Origin of the sequence: Streptomyces sp. CB02400 (assembly GCF_001905725.1) — a bacterium.
Taxonomy (GTDB): domain Bacteria; phylum Actinomycetota; class Actinomycetes; order Streptomycetales; family Streptomycetaceae; genus Streptomyces; species Streptomyces atrovirens.
The window spans coordinates 1-21197 of the sequence record NZ_LIWB01000020.1 but is presented as its reverse complement, the minus strand read 5'-3'; the positions used below and the strand labels follow the sequence as shown (position 1 = coordinate 21197).

At 70.9% G+C, this 21197-nt stretch carries 12 protein-coding genes; 9 read left to right on the top strand and 3 right to left on the bottom strand.

Annotation, left to right across the window (positions count from 1 at the left end; genetic code table 11):
- Positions 1 to 6 precede the first annotated feature (6 nt).
- From AMK33_RS33670 to AMK33_RS33660, 3 genes are read left to right on the top strand one after another with little or no spacing between them, the layout of a single operon-like run.
- Complete coding sequence (locus AMK33_RS33670; RefSeq protein WP_073936809.1) at positions 7 to 963, top strand: carbohydrate ABC transporter permease; 957 nt, start codon at positions 7 to 9, stop codon at positions 961 to 963.
- Positions 960 to 1778, top strand: a complete 819-nt coding sequence (locus tag AMK33_RS33665; protein WP_073936808.1) for a carbohydrate ABC transporter permease — start codon at positions 960 to 962, stop codon at positions 1776 to 1778. The genes AMK33_RS33670 and AMK33_RS33665 overlap by 4 nt, the downstream gene beginning before the upstream one ends.
- Positions 1775 to 4156, top strand: a complete 2382-nt coding sequence (locus AMK33_RS33660; protein WP_107425291.1) for a glycoside hydrolase family 3 N-terminal domain-containing protein — start codon at positions 1775 to 1777, stop codon at positions 4154 to 4156. Before AMK33_RS33665 ends, AMK33_RS33660 begins: the two co-directional genes overlap by 4 nt.
- Before the next feature lie 78 nt (positions 4157 to 4234).
- On the opposite strand, the gene AMK33_RS33655 is transcribed toward AMK33_RS33660, so the two are convergent.
- Entirely contained in the window at positions 4235 to 4972 is a 738-nt protein-coding gene (locus tag AMK33_RS33655; protein ID WP_073936916.1) for a nitroreductase family protein, read from the bottom strand.
- A gap of 41 nt (positions 4973 to 5013) precedes the next feature.
- Positions 5014 to 8010, bottom strand: coding sequence for a carbohydrate binding domain-containing protein (locus AMK33_RS33650; RefSeq protein ID WP_073936806.1), 2997 nt, complete (start codon positions 8008 to 8010; stop codon positions 5014 to 5016).
- Between the two features lie 395 nt (positions 8011 to 8405).
- Between AMK33_RS33650 and AMK33_RS33645 the strand changes: the two genes are divergently transcribed.
- The 6 genes from AMK33_RS33645 (at position 8406) to AMK33_RS33620 (ending at position 20074) form a co-directional block, all read left to right on the top strand.
- Positions 8406 to 10130 carry a carbohydrate-binding module family 20 domain-containing protein gene (locus AMK33_RS33645; protein ID WP_073936805.1) on the top strand — a complete coding sequence of 575 codons (1725 nt, stop codon included), beginning with the start codon at positions 8406 to 8408 and terminating at the stop codon, positions 10128 to 10130.
- A 269-nt stretch (positions 10131 to 10399) separates the two neighbouring features.
- Complete coding sequence (locus AMK33_RS33640) at positions 10400 to 12049, top strand: TIGR02677 family protein (protein ID WP_235618272.1); 1650 nt, start codon at positions 10400 to 10402, stop codon at positions 12047 to 12049.
- A complete protein-coding gene (locus AMK33_RS33635) occupies positions 12049 to 13386 on the top strand; it encodes a TIGR02678 family protein (protein ID WP_073936804.1) in 1338 nt (445 codons plus the stop codon). The genes AMK33_RS33640 and AMK33_RS33635 overlap by 1 nt, the downstream gene beginning before the upstream one ends.
- Complete coding sequence (locus AMK33_RS33630) at positions 13383 to 17594, top strand: TIGR02680 family protein (RefSeq protein WP_073936803.1); 4212 nt, start codon at positions 13383 to 13385, stop codon at positions 17592 to 17594. Before AMK33_RS33635 ends, AMK33_RS33630 begins: the two co-directional genes overlap by 4 nt.
- On the top strand, positions 17591 to 18889 hold the full coding sequence (locus AMK33_RS33625) for a TIGR02679 family protein (RefSeq protein WP_073936802.1): 1299 nt from the start codon (positions 17591 to 17593) through the stop codon (positions 18887 to 18889). The genes AMK33_RS33630 and AMK33_RS33625 overlap by 4 nt, the downstream gene beginning before the upstream one ends.
- A gap of 318 nt (positions 18890 to 19207) precedes the next feature.
- The gene (locus AMK33_RS33620) at positions 19208 to 20074 is read left to right on the top strand and encodes a GIY-YIG nuclease family protein (protein ID WP_143203887.1); all 867 of its coding nucleotides are present in this window, start codon (positions 19208 to 19210) and stop codon (positions 20072 to 20074) included.
- A 178-nt stretch (positions 20075 to 20252) separates the two neighbouring features.
- On the opposite strand, the gene AMK33_RS33615 is transcribed toward AMK33_RS33620, so the two are convergent.
- Positions 20253 to 20843 (bottom strand): 3'-5' exonuclease, encoded by a 591-nt coding sequence (locus AMK33_RS33615; protein ID WP_235618271.1) that lies wholly within the window; start codon positions 20841 to 20843, stop codon positions 20253 to 20255.
- Positions 20844 to 21197: the final 354 nt, after the last annotated feature.

Below are 21197 nucleotides of genomic sequence, written 5' to 3'. Positions count from 1 at the left end.
CGGCTCATGACGACAAAGACCACGAGCGCTCGGCCCGCCGCCGGACCCCGCAAGGGGGCCCGGCGGCGGCCGCCCGCCTCGTCCGCAACGACGGTGGGCCGCCCCGGCTTCACCTGGGCGCTGCCCGCCGCAGTGTTCTTCACCCTCTTCGCGATCGTCCCGCTGATCATGGTGGCGGTGCTGTCCTTCATGACCTGGGACGGGCTCAGCTCGCCCGAGTTCGTCGGCATGGACAACTGGTCGCGCCTGATGGACGACCCGGTGATGCTCAAGAGCATCTGGCTGACCCTGCTGCTGACCGTGCTCGGCGTGGTCCTCCAGACCCCGCTGAGCATCCTGCTCGGCGTCTGGGCCGCCGGTCACCAGCGCAACCGCGCCGTACTGTCCGTCATCTACTTCATCCCGCTGCTGCTGTCCGCGACGGCCGTCTCCGTGCTGTGGCGGGCGCTGCTCGACCCGAACTTCGGCATCCCGGCCGAGGCCGCCTGGCTCTTCGGCGACGGCAACCTGTTCGGTGAACAGGCCACCGCCATCGGCGTGCTGGCGTTCGTGAGCACCTGGCAGTTCACCCCGTTCCACACGCTGATCTACCAGGGCGCCGCCCGCGCGATCCCCCAAGTGCTCTACCAGGCCGCGGAGATCGACGGGGCGGGCCGCTACCGGCAGTTCTTCCACATCACGCTGCCGCAGCTGCGCAACTCGATGATCACCTCGATGATCCTGATGATCGTCGGCGGCCTGACCACCTTCGAGACGGTCCTCATCCTGACCCAGGGCGGCCCCGGCACCGACACCACCATCAGCGCCTACTACATGTACGACAAGGCGTTCAAGAGCTTCGACTACGGCACCGGCTCCGCGATCGCCCTGGCCCTGGTCGTCGCGTCCACGATCATCTCGCTGATCGTCGTCCGGGTCTCCGGCTACGACAAGATGCGCAGCTCCATGGAGGGTGTGTCATGAGGCGCCGACCGAACTACGTGGCCGGCGTCGGCTCGCTCTTCTGGCTCTTCCTGGTCGGCCTGCCGCTGTACGTGATGCTCGCCGCGACCCTGCGCACCCGCCAGGACTACGCCGAGAACGGCCCGGTCTCCTTCCCGGACAGCTTCACGCTGGACAACTACACGGGTGCCTTCAACTCGGGCTTCGGCCAGTACTTCTTCAACACGCTCGTCGTCACCGCCTGCGTGATCGGCATCGTGCTGCTGCTGGTCCCGCCGCTCGCCTACGCGATCGTCCGCAGCCGCGGCCGGACCACGTCGGCGATCTTCCGGCTGTTCCTGCTCGGACTCGCCATCCCGGCCCAGGCCGTCATCGTGCCGATGTTCTACCTGATCAGCGAAGCCGGGCTGTACGACAACCTGCTGGGCGTCATCCTGCCCACGGCCGCGTTCTGCCTGCCGATGTCGGCGCTGATCCTCAGCGGCGCGATGCGCGACATCTCCCCGGAGCTGTACGAGGCCATGGCCATGGACGGCGCCACCCCGCGGCGCATGTTCTTCCAGCTCGTCCTGCCGCTGTCGAGGGGCGGACTGTCCACGATCGTGGTCTTCTCCGCGCTCCAGGCATGGAACGGCTTCCTGTTCCCGCTCGTCCTGACCCAGTCCGACTCCACCAAGGTGGTCACCCTGGGCCTGTACAACTTCCAGACCGCGCACGGCATCGACATCCCCGGTCTGCTGGGAGCCGTGGTGCTGTCCATGGTGCCCATCCTGCTCGTCTACCTGTTCGCCCGTCGCGCCCTGGTCCAGGGTCTGATGGGCGTCGGAGGAAAGTGACTGCCGACGTGGCCGTAGAGACCACCCCCGAAATCCCCCTCTGGAACGACCCCACCCACCCCGTCGCCGCCAGAGTCGACGCGCTGATCGGCGCGATGACCCTCCAGGAGAAGATCGCCCAGCTGTACGGCGTGTGGGTCGGCGCGTCCGCCAACGGCGGCGAAGTGGCCCCGCACCAGCACGACATGGAGGAGGCCGTCGACCTCGACGCGCTCCTGCCCACCGGACTGGGCCAGCTCACCCGCCCCTTCGGCACCGCACCCGTCGACCCGGCGCTCGGCGCGCTCTCCCTGCTGCGCACCCAGTCCCGCATCACGGCGGCGGGCCGCTTCGGCATCCCCGCCGTCGCGCACGAGGAGTGCCTGGCCGGCTTCGCCGCCTGGGGCGCCACCGCCTACCCCGTCCCGCTGTCCTGGGGCGCCACCTTCGACCCGGACGTGGTGCGCCGGATGGCCGCCGCCATCGGTCGCGACATGCGGTCCGTCGGCATCCACCAGGGCCTCGCCCCCGTCCTCGACGTGGTCCGCGACGCCCGCTGGGGCCGCGTGGAGGAGACCATCGGCGAGGACCCGTACCTCGTCGGCACCATCGGCACCGCGTACGTCCAGGGCCTGGAGTCCGCCGGGATCGTCGCCACCCTCAAGCACTTCGTCGGCTACTCGGCCTCCCGCGCCGGACGCAACCTCGCCCCCGCCCCCATGGGCGCCCGCGAACGGGCCGACGTCCTGCTGCCGCCGTTCGAGATGGCGATCCGCGAGGGCGGCGCCCGCTCCGTGATGCACTCCTACACGGACACCGACGGCGTCCCCGCCGCGGCCGACGAGAGCCTGCTGACCGGACTGCTCCGCGACACCTGGGGCTTCGAGGGCACCGTCGTCGCCGACTACTTCGGCATCGCCTTCCTCAAGACCCTGCACGGCATCGCCGGAGACTGGGCCGAGGCCGCGGGCGCCGCGCTGAAGGCCGGTGTCGACATCGAACTGCCCACCGTCAAGACGTTCGGCGCACCGCTCGCCGAGGCCGTCACCGCCGGCCGCGTCCCCGAGGCGCTCATCGACCGAGCCCTGCGCCGCGTCCTCGGCCAGAAGGCGATGCTCGGCCTGCTCGACCCGGACTGGAACCCGGTGCCGCCCGCGCTCGACGGCGTGGACCTGGACGACCCGGACGCCCTGCGCGGCAAGATCGACCTGGACCGGCCCGAGAACCGGGAACTGGCCCGCGAGATCGCCGAGAAGGCGGTCGTCCTGCTCACCAACGACGGCACCCTGCCGCTGGCCGCGCCCCGCCGCATCGCCCTGGTCGGCCCCAACGCGGCCGAGGCCACCGCCGTACTGGGCTGCTACTCCTTCCCCCAGCACGTGGGCGTGCAGCACCCGGACGTCCCGGTCGGCATCGACCTGCCCACCCTGCGGGACACCCTGGCCGCCGAGTTCCCCGACGCGGAGATCACGGCCGTACGCGGCACCGGCGTCGACGACGGGGACCTCTCCGGCATCGGTGAGGCGGTGGACGCGGCCAGGGACGCGGACATCGTCATCGCCGTACTGGGCGACCGCGCGGGCCTGTTCGGCCGCGGCACCAGCGGTGAGGGCTGCGACGCGGAGTCCCTCGCCCTGCCCGGCGCCCAGCAGGACCTGCTCGACGCGCTGCTCGACTCCGGCAGGCCGGTGGTGACCGTCCTGCTCGCCGGCCGGCCGTACGCGCTCGGCCGGGCCGTCGCCGAGTCCGCGGCGATCGTGCAGTCCTTCTTCCCCGGAGTCGCGGGCACCCACGCCATCGCCGGTGTGCTCAGCGGCCGTACCAACCCCTCCGGAAGGCTCCCGGTCAGCGTGCCGCGCGGCCCGGGCTCCCAGCCGACCACCTACCTCGGCGCACGGCTCGCCCAGGTCAGCGAGGTGTCCAACATCGACCCGACCCCGGCGTTCGGCTTCGGCCACGGTCTGACGTACACGAGTTTCGCCTGGAGCGACCTCGCGGTGGACGGGCGGGAGGCGGGTACGGACGGAGAGTTCGGCCTCGCCCTCACCGTCCGCAACACCGGTGACCGTTCCGGCACCGAGGTCGTCCAGCTCTACCTGCACGACCCGGTCGCCTCCGTCGTCCAGCCGGTACAGCGGCTCGTCGGCTACACCCGGGTGGAGCTGGAGCCGGGCGAGTCCCGCCGGGTCCGCGTCACGGTCCCGGCCGACGTGGCGTCCTTCACCGGCCGCGACGGCCGCCGGGTCGTCGAACCCGGTGACCTGGAACTCCGCCTCGCCACGTCGAGCACCGACGCGCGCCTGACGGCGACGGTCACCCTGACCGGCCCCGAACGCCAGGTGGACCACACCCGCCGCTTCCACGCGGCCTTCACCCAGGAGGCGGCCCCGGAGGCGTGACCCGGACCCGTCCCGAACCCGGCCGGCCCGGACCGCGTGTGCGGTCCGGGCCGGCCGGGTTCGGGGGCACCGTGCGGCCTACCAGCGGTCGCGGTGCACGACCTCCTCGACCGGGCGGCGGCTCACCGGACCGAACCTGCCGCGCGGCCACCCCACCGGGATGGCGGCGAAGGTGTTCATGGCGTCGGGGATGCCCAGCGCCGCCTTCCACTCGCTCTCCAGGAACAGGTGCCAGATGGTGATGTTGGCGGCCAGGCCCAGGGCACGCGCGGCGAGCAGCAGGTTCTGCACGCCCGGGTAGACGCAGGAACCCTCCGCGAGGGCGGAGAAGCGCTCCTGGATCCGCCCCATGCGCTCCGTCGCCTCGGCGCCGAGCGCTTCGGCGTAGAGGCGCAGTCCCTCCTCCTCGATCCTCGGCTCCGGGAACCGGTAGCAGGGGATGATCAGCGCCGGGGTCTCGGCGAAGTGGTCGCGCTGGTACTCGATGGCGGCGACCATGCGTGCGTACGCCGCCTCGTCCATGCCGGCGGGGGCGTACTTGCCGGTCGTGGCCAGGTACGCGTCCACACAACGCTTCCACAGCGGCGCGAGCTCGGCCATGACCGCGGAGTCGGTGACGACGACGTACTCGAAGCGCTGCATGTTGCCGCCGCTGGGGCCCCAGACGGCCGCCTGTATCAGCCGGTCCAGGAGGTCGCCGGGCACCGGGTCGGGCTTCAGGCGCCGCATGGCCCGCATGGTGGACATGGTCTCGAAGAGGGCCGGTTCGGCGGTGTCGTCGGCCGGTGCCCCGGAGAGGGGGGTCTCAGTGGTCATGATCGCGAGTGTAGGCACTGTGAACACCCCCTGCCCCGCTCCTACTTGAGATAGGGACCGTCGGCCCCGATCTTCCCGCCGCCGTTCAGCACGTACACCCGCAGGTTGCCCTTCCCCGGTGCGGCCACGGTGAGGCTGCCGTTGGTGACGGTCCGGGTGTCGCCGGTGACCGCGTCCCGGTAGGTTCCGTTGGGAATGCCGGTGTAGGTCGCTCCGCCCGAGACGGTCACGAGGGCGAAACTGTCCGTGCCGCCACTGGTGTAGCGCCGTTTGAAGGCCATGTCGCCGCTGATGCCGTCCGTGGAGTACTGGCCCATCTGGAGTGCGGGAACGGCCCGGCGGATCTGGTTCAGCCGCTGTACGTGCTTGACGAGCGGCTGCTGCAGCGTCGTGGCGACGGCGCCGGTGGCCGAGTCGACCTCGGAGAAGCCGGAGGCCTTCACCTCGCCGGCGACATGGTCGCCGTAGTACGCCCGGCCGGTCGTGGCCAGCGGGCAACTCGGGCCGCAGTCGATCTTCCTGCCCTTCTGGAACTCGATCTCCGAGCCGTAGTAGAGGGTGGGGATGCCGCGGAACGTCCACATCAGCGACATGTTCTCGGCCCAGGCGTCGGTGCCGCCCGTGTAGCGTTCGCTGCTCTTGTTGGGCCCGTAGTCGTGGCTGTCGACGTAGACGACGTTGTACGTGGCGTCGTTGTAACTGTCGTCGGAGTCCTTGCCGTTGTGGAAGGCGTTGCTCGCGTCACCGAAGTTCATGTGCATGCGCATGTCGATGACGTTCATGCCGGAGAAGCGGCTGTGGTCCGGGGTGTGGTACGTGTTGCCTTCGAGGAAGGCGTTGGTGGACGTAGGCTGGTTCCCCGTCCCCTGCTGCTGCTCGTAGTCGTACATCTCCAGCGCCGCCTTCTCGTCGTCGGCGCTGTACTCCTTGCGCTCCTTCCACGTGTAGAACTGCGCGGAGTGGTTGACCGAGCCCCGGTTCCACTTGTCGTTGACGAAGGCGGCGACCTCGCCGAAGACGAAGAAGTTCTTCGCGGCCTCGGCGCCGTGCTGCTGGGCGACGCGCTCCTGGATCGCGGGCAGGAAACGGCGGTTCCAGGTGGTGCGCGGGATGTGCACGGCCGTGTCGACGCGGAAGCCGTCGACGCCCATGTCGATGTACTTGTTGTAGGCGCCGATCAGATAGTTCTGCACCTGCGCGTTCTCGGTGTCGAAGTCGGCGAGGTCCTCGTGCAGCCAGCAGGAACGGGAGTCCTCGCCCTCCCAGTTGCCGATCCAGCAGTTGTGGTAGAGCGCCTTGGGGAACATGCCGGACGTGGGGCTGGGCCACTGGCAGTTGTAGATGGTGTAGCCCTCGGGGCTCTTGGCGCCGGTGGGCGTGCCCCAGTCGACGCAGGTGTTGCCGGACGGCTCGGCGGTGGACCACAGGTCGCCGTTGTAGTAGGACTTTCCGCTCTTGGGGTCGACGGTCAGGCCGTCGTACTCGAAGCCGGGCTGCTTCTCGTCGTAGTACCAGCTCCACTGGGAGTCGCGCACACCGTAGACGGTCGGGGTGAACAGGCCCTTGGCGCCCCAGCGGGAGGAGTGGTTGTAGACGACGTCCTGGTAGATCTTCATGCCCTTGGCGTGGGCCGCGTCGATGAGGTCCTGGTAGGAGGCGCCGGCGGACTCCAGGCGCGGGTCCACCTTGTAGAAGTCGTAGCCGTGGTAGCCGTGGTGGTCGTAGTCCGAGCGGTTGAGGACCACCGGGGTGATCCACACGGCCGAGAAGCCGAGGCCCTTGATGTAGTCGAGCTTGTTGACCAGGCCCTTGAAGTCGCCCCGGAACATGGGATCGTCGTTCGCCGCGTTGCCGGACTTCTCGTGCTGGCTGCCGCCGCGGTTGTTGGAGCTGTCGCCGTCGTCGAAGCGGGCGGTGAGGACGAAGTAGATCGGGTCCTTGCGCGGGTCGGTGGCAAGCGGCTTGCCGGCGGCGGGCGTCGGCGGCTTCGTGCCGGTGGTCGCCGTCGCGGCGGCCGAGGCCGCGGAGACGTTGCCGGCGGCGTCCACGGCCCGGACGGTGTAGGTGTAGGTGGTCTTCTCCTCCAGGTTCGTGTCGGAGAAGACGGTCGAGCCGACGTCGGTCACGAGATCGCCCTTGGTTCCGCCGGTGCGGGTGACCTGGTACGTGGTGACGCCCGTGTCGTCGGTGGACGGTTCCCAGGTCAGCACGACGGACACGCCGTCCGCCCGGGCGGTCACCTCGGCCGGGGCGGTCGGCGCCTGTGTGTCGGGCACCTCGTCGGCGCACGGGTCGTCGGCGTCCTCGGTGACCGTGTTGTCGGAGACGGTGGTGACACCGGTGGGCAGGGTGTAGTCGGCGCCCTTGTTGTTGTCCCACACGCCGTTGCCGTTGTTGAACGCGGCCTTCATCGAGGTGGCCGTGCCGAGGTCGACGTCCTTCTTCCACCAGCCCGCGCACGCGCCCTGCATGCCGGCCCCCGGCACGGTGGTCCACGAACCGCCCGCCGGCTGGTAGTGGATGTTGGCGGTGGTCCAGCCGAGGGCCCGGGTGGAGTAGTAGACGGTGGCCCGGTTGCCGTCCCCCGGCGTCGGATCCGGGTCCTCGCCGCCGGCGCAGGGGTCGGAGTGGGCGACCACGCCGTCCTTGACCGTGATGTTCCCCGTGCCGAGGGCGTAGTTCTTGCCGGAGTTGTTGTCCCAGGTGCCCGAGCCGTTGTTGAAGGTGGCCTGCAGGCCCTCCGAGGTACCCAGGGTGACCGTCTTCTTCACCCAGTCGGTGCAGGCGGTCTCCATCGCCACACCGGGGACCGCGGTCCAGGAACCGCCGTCGGGCGCGTAGTGCAGGTTGTACCGGTCCCAGTTCTTCGTCTTCGTGTAGTAGAAGACGGTCGCCGTGTTGTCGGCCGTGGCGGCGGCGGGGGCGGTCCTGGGGGAGGGGGTGGCGGTCGAGGGGACGGAAAGCAGCCCCAGGACGGCGCCGACGGCCACGGCTGTCGCCAGTGGTCGTCCGGGCAGCCGCGTGCGGATGCGTCTCATGTGTGTCTCCGGAGGAGGCGTGGGGAGGGGAGGCGAGGTGAGGGGGTACGGGCGGTCTGGGCGCCCGGACGGTGAAAGTTCGAACGGAAAATTTCAGAAAGCACTTACGGCAGCGGCAAGTTACCGGCGCGGAACGGCGCCGTAAAGGGGTCTCGCTTCGACTTTCTGCCGCGCCGCCCCTGAACATGCTCGCCCCGCGGGCCGACTGACGACACGTCACGAGCTGTGGAGAGGCGGGACGTCGAAGGGGTTGACCGTAGTTGAACGTTGCCCTTACGGTCACGACCGCAACATCTTGCAGTCATCTTTCTGCAAGGCATTGCAAGGGTGGGTCGACTCCCCAGTCATCCGTCGGCCGGCACCCGGGACACCCGCATCCTCACACGGGAGACTCCATGCACCGGAGTACCAGCAGAGCACGCAGAACCACCGCCGCGGCGCTCGCCCTCACCGCCGGCGTGGCCGGCAGCCTCCTCACCGCCGCGGCACCGGCGCAGGCGGCCCCGCCCGGCGACAAGGACGTCACCGCGGTGATGTTCGAGTGGAAGTTCGACTCGGTGGCCAAGGCGTGCACCGACACCCTCGGCCCGGCCGGCTACGGCTTCGTCCAGGTCTCCCCGCCGCAGGAGCACATCCAGGGCGGGCAGTGGTGGACCTCCTACCAGCCGGTGAGCTACAAGATCGCGGGCCGTCTCGGTGACCGCGGGCAGTTCAAGAGCATGGTCGACACGTGTCACGCGGCGGGTGTGAAGGTCATCGCCGACTCGGTCATCAACCACATGTCGGCCGGCAACGGCACCGGGACCGGCGGCTCGTCGTACACCAAGTACGACTACCCGGGCATCTACTCGGCGCCGGACTTCGACAACTGCACCTCGCAGATCGGCAACAACTACGGCGACCGCTTCAACGTCCAGGAGTGCGAGCTGGTCGGCCTCGCCGACCTGGACACCGGCGAGGACTACGTACGGGGGAGGATCGCCGGCTACCTCAACGACCTGCTGTCCCTCGGCGTCGACGGCTTCCGGATCGACGCGGCCAAACACATGGCCGCCGGTGACCTGGCGAACATCAAGTCCCGGCTCGGCAATCCGGACGTGTACTGGAAGCACGAGGCCATCCACGGCGCGGGCGAGGCCGTCTCCCCGTCCGAGTACCTCGGCAGCGGCGACGTCCAGGAGTTCCGCTACGCACGTGACCTCAAGCGGATCTTCACCGGTGAGAACCTCGCGTACCTGAAGAACTTCGGCGAGAGCTGGGGCTACATGGCCTCGGACAAGTCCGACGTCTTCGTCGCCAACCACGACACCGAGCGCGGCGGCGACACCCTCAGCTACAAGGACGGCGCCGACTACACCCTGGCCCACGTCTTCATGCTGGCCTGGCCCTACGGCAGCCCCGACGTCCACTCCGGCTACGAGTTCACCGACCGCGACGCAGGCCCGCCCAACGGCGGTCAGGTGAACGCCTGTTACAGCGACGGCTGGAAGTGCCAGCACGCCTGGCGCGAGATCTCCTCCATGGTCGGCTTCCGCAACACCGCCCGCGGCCAGGCCGTGACCGACTGGTGGGACAACGGCGGTGACCAGATCGCCTTCGGACGCGGCTCCAAGGCGTACGTCGCCATCAACCACGAGGGCTCCTCGCTGACCCGCACGTTCCAGACCTCGCTGCCCGCCGGCGACTACTGCGACGTCCAGTCCGGCAAGGGTGTCACCGTCGACGGATCCGGCCGGTTCACCGCCACCCTCGGTGCCGACACGGCCCTGGCCCTGCACGCGGGCGCCCGGAACTGCGACGGCGGCACCGTCCCCGATCCCGACCCGGTGACCCCCGGCGTGTCCTTCGCCGTCAACGCCACCACCAGCTGGGGCCAGAACATCTACGTGACAGGCAACCGGCCGGAACTGGGCAACTGGAACCCGGGCAGCGCCCTCAAGCTCGACCCGGCCGCCTACCCGGTGTGGAAGCTGGACGTGGAACTCCCCGAAGGCACGTCCTTCGAGTACAAGTACATCCGCAAGGACGAGTCGGGGAACGTGACCTGGGAGAGCGGCGCCAACCGCACCGCGACCGTCACTTCGACCCGGACCACCCTCAACGACACCTGGCGCGGCTGACGTTCCCCGCCTCTCCGCTCGCTGTCCGTACGGCCGTCCCCCTCCTTCCGAGGGGGGCGGCCCGGCTGCAGGGAACACAGGGCCGCCCTCGGGGAAGCCTGCCTGGACGAGGCCGAGACGACCACGTACCTGGGCGACCCGTAATCTCTGGCCGTAATCGATATAGAAACAATCAATCGTGTCCGTAACTGATCGAATGAGATGCCTGATCGTTCGGTCCACCCCCACCCCGCTGTGCGCTGTCAGTGGCGGTCCGTAGTCTCGACGATGTGGAGGGGAAAGAAAGAAACGCACCGCAGGGGCAGGAAACGGACGCGGAGGCCTGGCAGCGGCTGAGCGCGTACGCGTACCTCAGCGCGCCCGAGCGCCTGGAGTACGTCGCGGTGATGCGCGTGTTCTGCGGCACGCTGCTGGCGGACCTGTCCGTGCCCGACCTGCTCACCAAGCTGGCCGAGCGCGGCGGCCCGGGGGCGGGACCGGACGCGGAGACGCTCACCCGCAGGCTCGAGGAGCTCGTGCGCTGGGGCAATCTGCTGCGCAGCACCCACACCGTCAGGGCGACGAGCATCTCCGAGTACCAGCGCTCCCGCTCCCGCTACCAGCTCTCCAAGCTGGGGGAGCGCGTGCAGCGCGACGCGGACGAGGTGCTGGCCGGGGCGGACGCGGCCCGCGAGGTGAGCAGCGAGCTGCTGGCGCTGGTCGACCGAGGTCTGCGCGAGCTCGCCGCCATGGCCGCGGCGCCGGGCGGAGCGGACCCGCAGCAGGCACTGGAGCGGATCAGCACACTCTTCGTGCAGTTCACCGGCTTCGCGGAGTCCGTCCGGGACTTCTACGCCTACCTCGGCCAAGTGCTGGCACGCTACGACCTCGACTCCGCCGAGTACCAGGGCTTCAAGGAACTGCTGCTCGACTACGTGGAGGCCATCACCGAGGACGTCTCCTTCCGGGGCCCGCGCATCGCGGCCCACCTGGACGCCGTCCGGCCGCACCTGCCGGCGCTGCTCGCCCGCATCGACGCGCACACGGCGGGCATCGGAGCACCCGCCGACGGACTGCCCGAGACACGGGTGCAGCGCAGCCGTGGACGTGACCTGGCGGACTGGGAAGGCATGCGGGAGTGGTTCACCGCCACCGGAGCGCACTCCAGCCAGGTGGACCAGCTACGGGACGCCACCCTGCGCGCCCTGCAGTCGCTCCTCGCCAACGCCAAGCGGATGCTGCGCTCGGCCTCCGGCGAGATGTCCCGCCGCAAGGACCTGCTGCGGCTCGCGGCCTGGTTCGACGCCGCGGAACCGGAGGAGGCCCACGACCTGGCGGTCGCCGCCTTCGGACTCTACGGCGCACGGCACCTGGGAGTCGCGCCCGACCCCGACCGGTCCGTACCCGCCTATGTGAGCTGGTGGACCGGACCCGTGGTGGACGTGCCGGTGGCGCTGCGCGAGCGCGGCAGCAGATCACCGCGCGGACGCGCGGCGGCGGCCGAGGACCACAGCGAGCAGAAGCGCCGCCTCATGGAACAGGCCCGGCAGCAGGCCGAGGCCCGGCGGACGGCGGCCGAAGAACTGAGCAGCGCGTCCGGCCGGTTCGACCAGGTGCGGCTCGGCGCCCCCGCCATGCGACTGCTGCTGGAGCTGCTCACCACCGCACTCGGCAACGCCCGGCTGCACCGGGAAAGCGGCGATTTCCTGCTCGACGGCGCACAGGCGGACGACGCGGACCTCGGCATCCGGCTGACCGCGTGGCGCACACCCGGCCGGTCCACGGTCCTGCGGTCCGTGGACGGCGACCTGACCGCGGACGACCTCACCGTGGCCGTCGAGAGCACCTCCGCACCCGCGGCGGGGGAGATGTCCGCGGTGGGGGAGCCGACGCCCGCGCTGAAGGAGCCGATGCCCGAGGTCAGGGAGGCGAGCGCCTGATGCCCCTGCCCTCCGCCCACGACGTCGCCCTCGCGGCCGAGCGCCGCACCGCCGCCCGGCTCCTGCTGGCCCACCCCCTGGTCACCAGCACCGGACCGCACAGCGACACGTTCCCCCTGATCCGCCGCCACGCCGACTGGCTCGCCCAGCGCTTCCAGCAGGTGTTCGGCTACCGCCTGCTGGTCGAGGCCTCCTACGCCCGGCTGTTCAAGGCGGGCCTCGGCCCGGGTTCGGGTCACCGCCTGGAACGGCCGTCGACCGGAACACCGTTCACCCCACGGACGTACGCCTACCTGGCCCTCGCCCTGTCCGTCCTCGTCACCGCCCCGGAACAGCTCCTGCTCTCCCAGCTCGTCGCCGACCTGCGCGCCGCGGCCGTCGACGCCGGAATCGAGATCACCGACACCGGGCGGCAGGCCGAGCGACGCACCCTCGCGGCCGCCCTGCGGCAACTCGTCGACTGGGGCGTCCTGGTGGAGACCGAGGGCCAGGTGACGGCCGTCGCCGAGGAGCGGGCCGGGGAGGCGCTGCTCACCGTGGACCGCGACATCGCGCGAGCCGTCGTCGCCGGCCCGCTCGCCCAGAGCCGCGACGGCGCGGACCTCGTCCGCCGGGCCGCCGACCCCGGCTTCGGAGGACCCCGTACGTACGTCCGCCGGCGCCTCGTCGAAACCCCCGTCGTCCACCTCGACGACCTCACCGACGCCGAGCGCGAGTGGCTGCGCACCCGGCAGCGGCGCGAGGCGCAGGCCTTCTCCGAACTGCTCGGTCTGGAGGCCGAGATCCGCGCCGAGGGCATCGCCCTGATCGACACGGACGACGACCTCACCGACCTCCACCTCCCGGGCACCGGCACGGTCGCCCAGGCCGCGCTGCTCCTCGTGGAACGGCTGGTCGAGCGGCTGCGCCCCGAGGACCCCGGCCATCCGGCGGTCGGCGGACGACTGGTCATCGGCGTACCCGTCCCGGACGGACTGCTGCCCGGCCTGCTCGACGAACTGATCGAGGAGTACGGCAGGCGCGGCACCTGGCAGCGCGGCCACCTGGAGGACCGGGACGGATTCCTCGCCGCCGTGCTCGACCGACTCGTCCGGATGCGCCTGATGGCGCCCGCAGGACCCGTCCGCGCGGACGGCCACGGTGTGCCCGAGGGATACGACGAGACGGCGGCCGACGGCCGCTCCGTCACCGACGTCTCGGGCGCACGCGGCCAGGACCGCGCCGCCGGCGGCTGGATCCTGCTCGCCGCGGCCGCCCGCTACGCCACCACGGTGGCCGTCGGACCACGTACCACCCAGTCGTCAACGGACGACCCTGCCGAGGAGCCGCCCCGATGAACCGCCCGCCGTCCCCGCACCGCTACCGACTGCACCGCGCGGGCATCCGGAACGTCTGGCAGTACGACCACCAGGAGTTCACCTTCGGCGAGGGCCGCATGCTGCTGCGCGGCAAGAACGGCGCGGGCAAGTCCAAGGCCCTGGAGATGCTGCTGCCCTACCTCCTCGACGGCGACGCCCGCGCGCTGGACGCCACGGGAACCGGGCGCACCACCCTGACCTGGCTGATGCTCGACGGCTTCACCCAGACCAACCGGCTGGGCTACCTCTGGCTGGAATTCGCGCGGACGGACGAGGAGGGGAACGATCAGCACCTGACCGTCGGCGCCGCCATCCGGGCGTCCCGGTCGACCAGGACGGCGAAGCCCTTCTTCTTCACCACACGCCTGCGCGTCGGCGAGGACCTCGACCTCGCCCCCGCCGGCCACCCCCTCCCCGTCGACCGGCTGAAGACACTGGTCGGCCCGGAGAACGTCACCGACCGCGCCGTCGAACACCGGGCCAGGGTCGCCCGCGACCTGTTCGGCCTCACCGACCCGGCGCGCTACCGCAACCTGCTCCACCTGCTGCACCGGCTGCGCCGTCCCACCATCGGCGACCGCATCGACTCCGGCGGACTGGTCCAGGTCCTCGCCGAGACCCTGCCCGCCCTCGACGACGAGGTCGTGGAGAAGGTGGCCCGCAGCCTGGACGACCTCGACTCCGTCCGGGCCTACCTCGGACGCCTCGAACGCACCGACCAGGCACTGAGCACCTTCCTCACCGGCTACCGCGGCTACCTGCACGGCTCCCTGCGCCGCCGCACCGACCAGGTGAGCGGTGACCTGGAGCGGCTGACGGAGTACCACGGGTCCGCCACCGACGCGGTGCGCAGGGCGGCGGAACTCCGCGAGCGCGAGCGGGAACTCGACGCCCGCATCGAGACCCTCGAAGGCGAGTCGGCCGCGGCCGGGACGGACCTGGCCGCGCTGCACGCCAGTGCCGGATACCGCAGCCTGCGGGAACTCGGGGAGAAACGCGACACCGTCACCGCCCTGCACAGCGCGGCCGACACCGCCTTCAAGGCCGTCCGCCAGGCGCACCTGGGCGAGGAGGAAGCAGGCCGGCGCCTCACCGGCGAGACCGGGCGGCTCGGCGAAGAGCTGGTGGAACTGAGCACCGTACACGCCGAGTCGGTACGAGAGGCCGAGCGGTCCGGAGTGGACCCCGCGCACCTGGGCGAGCCCATGGCGACCCCCGTCGCACCGGTCGCACCCGCCACCACGGCGGAACTGACAGCCCCGGGAGGCGACTTCCACCTGGTCCGGCACAGCGAAGTGCTGGCGGTCGACACCGAACTCTGCACGACCGCGCTGCACGACTGGGACACCCGGCTCGACGCCGCGCAGCCGCTGATCAGGAACCGGGTCCGCTTCGTCACCGAACTGGGCGCCCTCATCGAGCGGTCGGACGCGGCCCACCGGGAGGCGGACGAGGCCGACGCCACCCGGGAGCGCCTGGAAGAACAGGTGGAGCACGCGCGCACCCGGACCGGAGAGCGCCGGCAGGAAACCGTGCGCGAGTCGGAGACGTACGCGGACGCGGCCGGAACGTGGACCGGGCGCCTGCGCGAACTCACCGGGCTGCCCCTGGACGACGTACTCGCCCTCCTCGCACACGACCCGGCCGACGGCCCGCTGCCCGCCCACGCCCCCGACGAGGTGGCCGACACCGCCAGGTCCGCCGTCGACCCCTGGCTGGCGGACCTGGCCGAGGAACGCGACGCCCTCGCCCTGACCGTCCGCGCACAGGAGGCGGAACGGAACGATCTACGGCACCGGCGCGAGCAATGGGAGCGCCGCACCGACCCCGAACCCGCACCCCAGCCCCACCGCACGGCGCCCCGCACGCCCGGCACCGGAGCACCCCTGTACCGCCTGGTGGACTTCGCCCCCGACCTGGAACCGGACGCGCGGGCAGGGCTGGAAGCCGCGCTGGAGGCGAGCGGTCTGCTCGATGCCTGGGTACACGCCGACGGCACGGCCTTCGACCCGGCCACGCGGGACACCCTCCTGGTCCCCGGAACACCCGCGCCCGGGCCGACACTCACCCAGGTGCTGCGGCCCGTCGCCGCACCGGACAGCGGGGTGACGGCGGAGCAGGTACGACGCCTGCTGGAGACGGTGGCCCTCGCCGAGGCCGGAGTCCCCGTCACCGGTACCGACACGGCCGCCGACGCGGAGACCGGACCGCACACCGCGATCGGCACCGACGGCTCCTGGCGGCTCGGCGTCGCCCGAGGCCGCCACGCCAAGCGGACCGCCGAGTACGTGGGCGCGGAGGTGCGCGCGGAGACCCGCCGCCGCGCCCTGGCGGACATCGACCGCAGGCTGAGCGACGTGGAAGGCGAGCTGGAGGAGCGCCGGCACGCCCTGCGTATCCTCACCGACCACCGCGACCAGGTGGACCACACCCTGCGCCGACCGCCCTCGGCCCGTGGACTGACGGACGCGTGGGCCCGTACCACCGAGGCCGAACGCGCCGCCGGATCCCTCGCCGCGCAGGCGTCCACGGCCGCCCGTGAGGCACACCAGGCGCGTGCCCGCGCGGTCGCCGCCCGGCGCGAGACCGAGGCGACGGCGAACGCCCAGGGCCTCCCGACGGACCCGGCCGCACTCGAAACGGTCCGCCTGGCCCTCGACCGCCTCGGACAGGGCACGCGGCAACTACGGCGGCGGATCCGCGCGGTCCTGTCCACGGCCGAGAACCACCGCGGCAGCCGCACCGACTACGAGCGCGCCGCCTCGGCCCGCCGGGAGGCCGAGGCGGACTACGCCGAGCCCCTCGGCCGCCTGGAGGCCGCCCGCCGCACCGTCCGGGCCCTGGAGGAGGCCCTCGGCGCCACGGAGCAGGAGATCCTCGCCCGGGAGGCCGACGCGAAGCGTCGCCTGGACGCGGTGGGACGCCAACTGCCGCCCGCGCGGAGGGACCGGAGCGACGTGCACGACCTGCGCGTACGGGCCGAGGAGGACGAGCGGAAGCGGCACGAGGCACTCGCCGCGCAGGAGACCGAGGTGCTGGCCCGCGGCAGGAGACTGCGCGCGGCCCTCGCGCTGCCGGGCGTACTGAAGGGAGCGGGCCTCGACACCAACGCGGACGGGGGAGCGGCCCTGAAGTCCCCGGACCCCGTCCACCAGGGCGTGCGGGAGCGCATCACGGCACTGGGCCTGCTGACCGACGCCGTACGCCGCGGCCTGGACGCCGAACGCCACGACATCTCCGACACCACCCTCCTCAACCGCCACACCGAACTGCGCGACCAGCTCTCCGGCGGCTACGACGCGACCATCGAGGAGAACGACGGCATCAAGCTGTGCCGGCTCGTCGACGACCAGGGCCCGCGGGACATCGCCGAGGTCGGCGAACGCATCGCGGCCGAGGCCGCCGAGGCGCGCGAGCGTCTGACGGAGCGCGAACGCGAGGTCTTCCAGCGCTTCCTGACCGGGGAGCTGGGCGACCACCTGTCCGCACAGGTCCTGGCCGCGGGAGCCCTGGTCTCCGCCCTCAACACCACCCTCGCCACGGTCCGCACGTCACACGGCCTGGGCGTCACCCTCGACTGGAAACTGGCCGACGGCGTGGAGGCGGACGTCAAGGCGGCCGTCGACCTCCTGCGCAGCCCCTCGGGCCTGCGCACCCGCGAGCAGTCCGAGCAGCTCCGCGAGGTCCTCCAGCGCCGTATCGAGGACGCCCGCCGCGCCGACCCGGCCGCCGGATACGCGGCGCACCTGCGGGCCGCCCTGGACTACCGGGACTGGTTCACCTTCACCCCCTGGGTGGTGGACGACGCGGCACCGGGCAGCCGCCGCAAACTCTCCGGCCGCACCGGCCTGAGCCAGGGCGAACAGCGGGTCCTGTCCTACCTGGTCCTCTTCGCCGCGGCGGCGGCGCACTTCACCGGCCTCGCCGACGCCGCCCCGCACACCCCCCGCCTCATCCTCCTCGACGACGCCTTCGCCAAGGTCGACGAGCCCACGCACGCCCGCCTCGGCCGCATCCTGGTCGACCTGGACCTCGACTTCGTCCTCACCAGCGAACGCCTGATCGGCAACTGGCCCGACGTGCCGTCCCTGCACATCTACGAGTGCCTGCGCGACCCGCACGTACGGGGCGTGGCGACGCTCCACTACACGTGGAACGGACGGCAGCGGAGGCTGATGCCGGTATGAGCCGCCCCGGACGCGCCGACGAGGGTTCCCTGGGCGCCGAGACCCTCGCCTTCCTCACGCGGCCGGGACTCACCCGCCTCTGGACGGCGGCCCGCACCCGCCTCGAACGCAACGGCCTCCAGCCGGCCGGAACCATGAGACTCCAGCACCTGGACGCACCGGAACGCGAGGCCCTCTCCCTCCTCCTGGCCAGACCCGTCACCGGCCCCACCGCCACGATCGGCCTCCCCGACCTGGACGCCCGCCTGCGCGCCAGCGCGGTCGGCCGGGGCCTGGCCGCAGTCTTGGAGGAACTGGGGCCACCCCTGACGGACCGCAGGGCGATCCGCGACGCTGCGACGGCCGAACGGGCCCGCGTATGGTCGACGGCCCGGACGGAGCTGGAATCCACATCCCTGTCGGACCGGCCATGGGCGGAGCAATGGCTGGAGGACCTACGCCGCGGCGGCACCCTCACCCGCCAGGACCCGCACACCGCGACCACGGTCGTCACCCAGGCGATCCGCACCCTGGCCACCCTCTTCCCGGACGGCGACGCGCACCCCGCCCCGGCCTCCTGGGGCCGCGGCGAACTGGCCACCCGCGCCACCGGCTCCGCCCACGGCCTGGACGACGGCACCCTGCTGTCCCGACTGGTCCTACGAGGCATAGCCCTGGCACACGACACCGACTTCCCCACCGACGCCCCCACCCGCCGGGCCCTGTGGCGCACCGCCTCGGTCACCCCGGACGAGGTCTCCAGCACGGTCCTCACCTACGGCCTGCGCCCCATCGGCGGCACCTGGCAGGAGACGGCCCTGCTCGACCGCGCCGACCACCACAGGGAAACCCACCTGACCCTGCGCGAACTACGCACGCTGACCCTGCGGCTGCCACCCGGCACCCGGGTCCACGTCTGCGAGAACCCCCGCGTGGTCGAGGCCGCCGCCGACACCGCCCGCACCGCACCCCTGGTCTGCACCTCGGGCAGCGCGACGACGGTCGTCCTCACCCTCCTCGACGCCCTGGCGGCGTCCGGCTGCACCTTCGTCTACCACGGCGACTTCGACTGGCCCGGCATCACCCTCGCCAACCGCGTCACCCGGCGCTACGCGGCCGACCCGTGGCGCATGCGCGCCCCCGACTACGAGCACCTGGCGACCCGCACCCGACTGCACGGCACTCCGCAACTCCCCCTCACCGGCCTGCCGGTGGAGGCCGCGTGGGACCCGGAACTGGCGCCCGCCATGGAGGCGTCGGGCATCTCCCTGCACGAGGAGGCGGCGCTGGATCTGCTCCTTGAAGATCTTGGGTGAAGGGAGGGGCCTGCACGGCGAACGGAGCGGCTGTTTCACTGACGATGCCAGTAAGCACCCACTACGACGCCGATGGCCAACCCGCTTCATACTGAAAGCGAATCTTCCCCGCATCAGGCCTGAGGCCGGATCCCCGATGTACTGCCACTTTCGTTCCTCGGTTGCACAACAAAGGCATGAAAGTGTGAACATACTCTGCCGCACAGCGCCAGAATACGCATGTGATCACATATGAAACCGGCTTTGTCTGCGTTATGCGGAATCCCGCGCTGCCTGACATGGTGAAGATCGGCCTCACCACGTTGCTGCCAGAGGAGCGTGCGGCGAAGATCTCCAGCCAGCCATGAAGGCGTACCTCTGCCGTTCGAGGTGGTCTTCCGTGCGCTGACCATGCGCTGGTCCCAAGTCGAGAAGCTCATTCATCATCGTCCGGCGGAATGGAGGATCAACCCACGCCGGGAGTTCTTCCACGTGTCTGTCGACATCGCCGTGGAGGCCGTCCGCGAATGTGTGCTGGAGGTGAACGGCAACGACGCTTGGGAGGCCGGGAAGATTCATCCCATCGGTGGTCATGACCGGGTTGTGCTCGCCCTTGAGGCGGGCGAAGTCTTCATGTTGCTGGCCCGGCCGTCGCTGTTCGATGGCGGCGGATGGAAGCCGCTCGATCTCTGGCAGTCCCACGCCGACGGCGACCAGTTGGAGATCTACGCGGCGGGCGTGCCGGACGAGGCGGCCGGTCTCAGCGATGGGGATGTCGGTGGGGACGACGATCCTGTGCCTCACCTCGACGCTGCGGGGAGCGTTGCCAACGGAGTGCTCATCGGCAGGGAGCGCCTCGTGCCCGGCGACCGCATCCTGTGGATGAGGGATGGGGAGCAACCGGGAACGTGCAAAGGCGTGGTGTTCGAGGCCCGGGAGTACTGCCAGGTCGCCTGCCGTACATGGAACCCGCAAGTGAGTCCGGAAGGGATGCCTCTCATCCTCAACTACCTTGAGCGCGAACCGTCGCCCGCCATGGCGGCCGTCTCACAGCTCACCCTCCGCCTCCCCGAACCGCGCACCTGGTTCCCGCGCTCCGCGCCCCGCGAAGAACTCACCTTCCCGCTGCCCGGTTCTGAGCGCTGGCTTCCCCAACTCAGACTGAAGAAGGATCGCCCATCCGGCCGGGGTAGGCGTTCAGCCTGAATGGAGTGGCCGTCGCACAAGGGGATGCACACCGTGAGATGCAGGATGCACGAGGAGGCCGGTGCTGGACGCCTCTAAATTCCGTTCCATGCTCGTCTCATCTTCAGCCCCTCGTAAACGGGCCGCGTCCGTACGGTACGCCGTCGGACGCGGCCCACGCGCGAGGCCGTGGTGCTGCTCAGACCGGCAGGTACGGGCTCGGCCTGTCGTGCCAGCTGATGCGGAGCGCGTCGCGGGCGCGGGTCGCGGCCACGAAGAGCAGTGAGCGTGCCCTGAGTTCCTCGCGGGCGCAGCGCCGCGGGTCGGTGGCGCGGTAGCGCTCGATGACCGCCGTGCGGAGGATGACACCGTCGCGGGCGCCGACGATGGCCAGTTTCTGGTATTCGAGGCCCTTGAAGCGGTGCATCGTGCCGACGTACACCTCGCCGTCCCTCTTGGAACCATCCTTGGTGAGTTTGGCGACGGTGATCCCCGCCTTGGTGGCCAGATGGAACATCACTTGGCTGACCATGTCTCGTTCCGTGACACACATGGCGATACTGCCGCGCGGGTCCCGGCGCGGGCCGGTGCCGCCGTTGCCCGTCGTGATCTCCTTGCGCCAGGCGGTCAATGTGGTTGCGAGCTGGTCGAGTTCGTCGTCCCAGGACGTGCAGGGGACCAGGTCGGGCACGGGGCCGCGCAGGTCGGAGCGGTACCCGTCGAGGTTGTCGGTGCTGTCGTCGAGGTCGTCGTAGGCGAAGTCCTTGCCGGTGAGGTTCACCACCTGCATGGCCCGGGAGAGGATCTCCTTGGTGGTGCGGTAGCTGAGGGTGAGTCTGGACGAGCAGCCCCGGATGTTGACGCCGACGGTGCCGAGGGTGACCTGCTGGTCGTAGATGCGCTGATGGGTGTCGCGATCAGGCGGTGACCGCCCGCAAGTACCGGCTGGCGGACATGTACGAGAAGGTCAAAGGTCATCCGCAATCTGACGCACCGCGACCTCCTCGGTGTCCTGGTCAACCGCAACGTCCTGCCCAAGTGCGGCTTCCCCGTGGACACCGTCGAACTGCGCATCCCGCAGGACAGCGGCGCCGTATCGGGCCAGCTCGAACTCACCGCGATCTAAGAGGTCGTTTTCATCTGT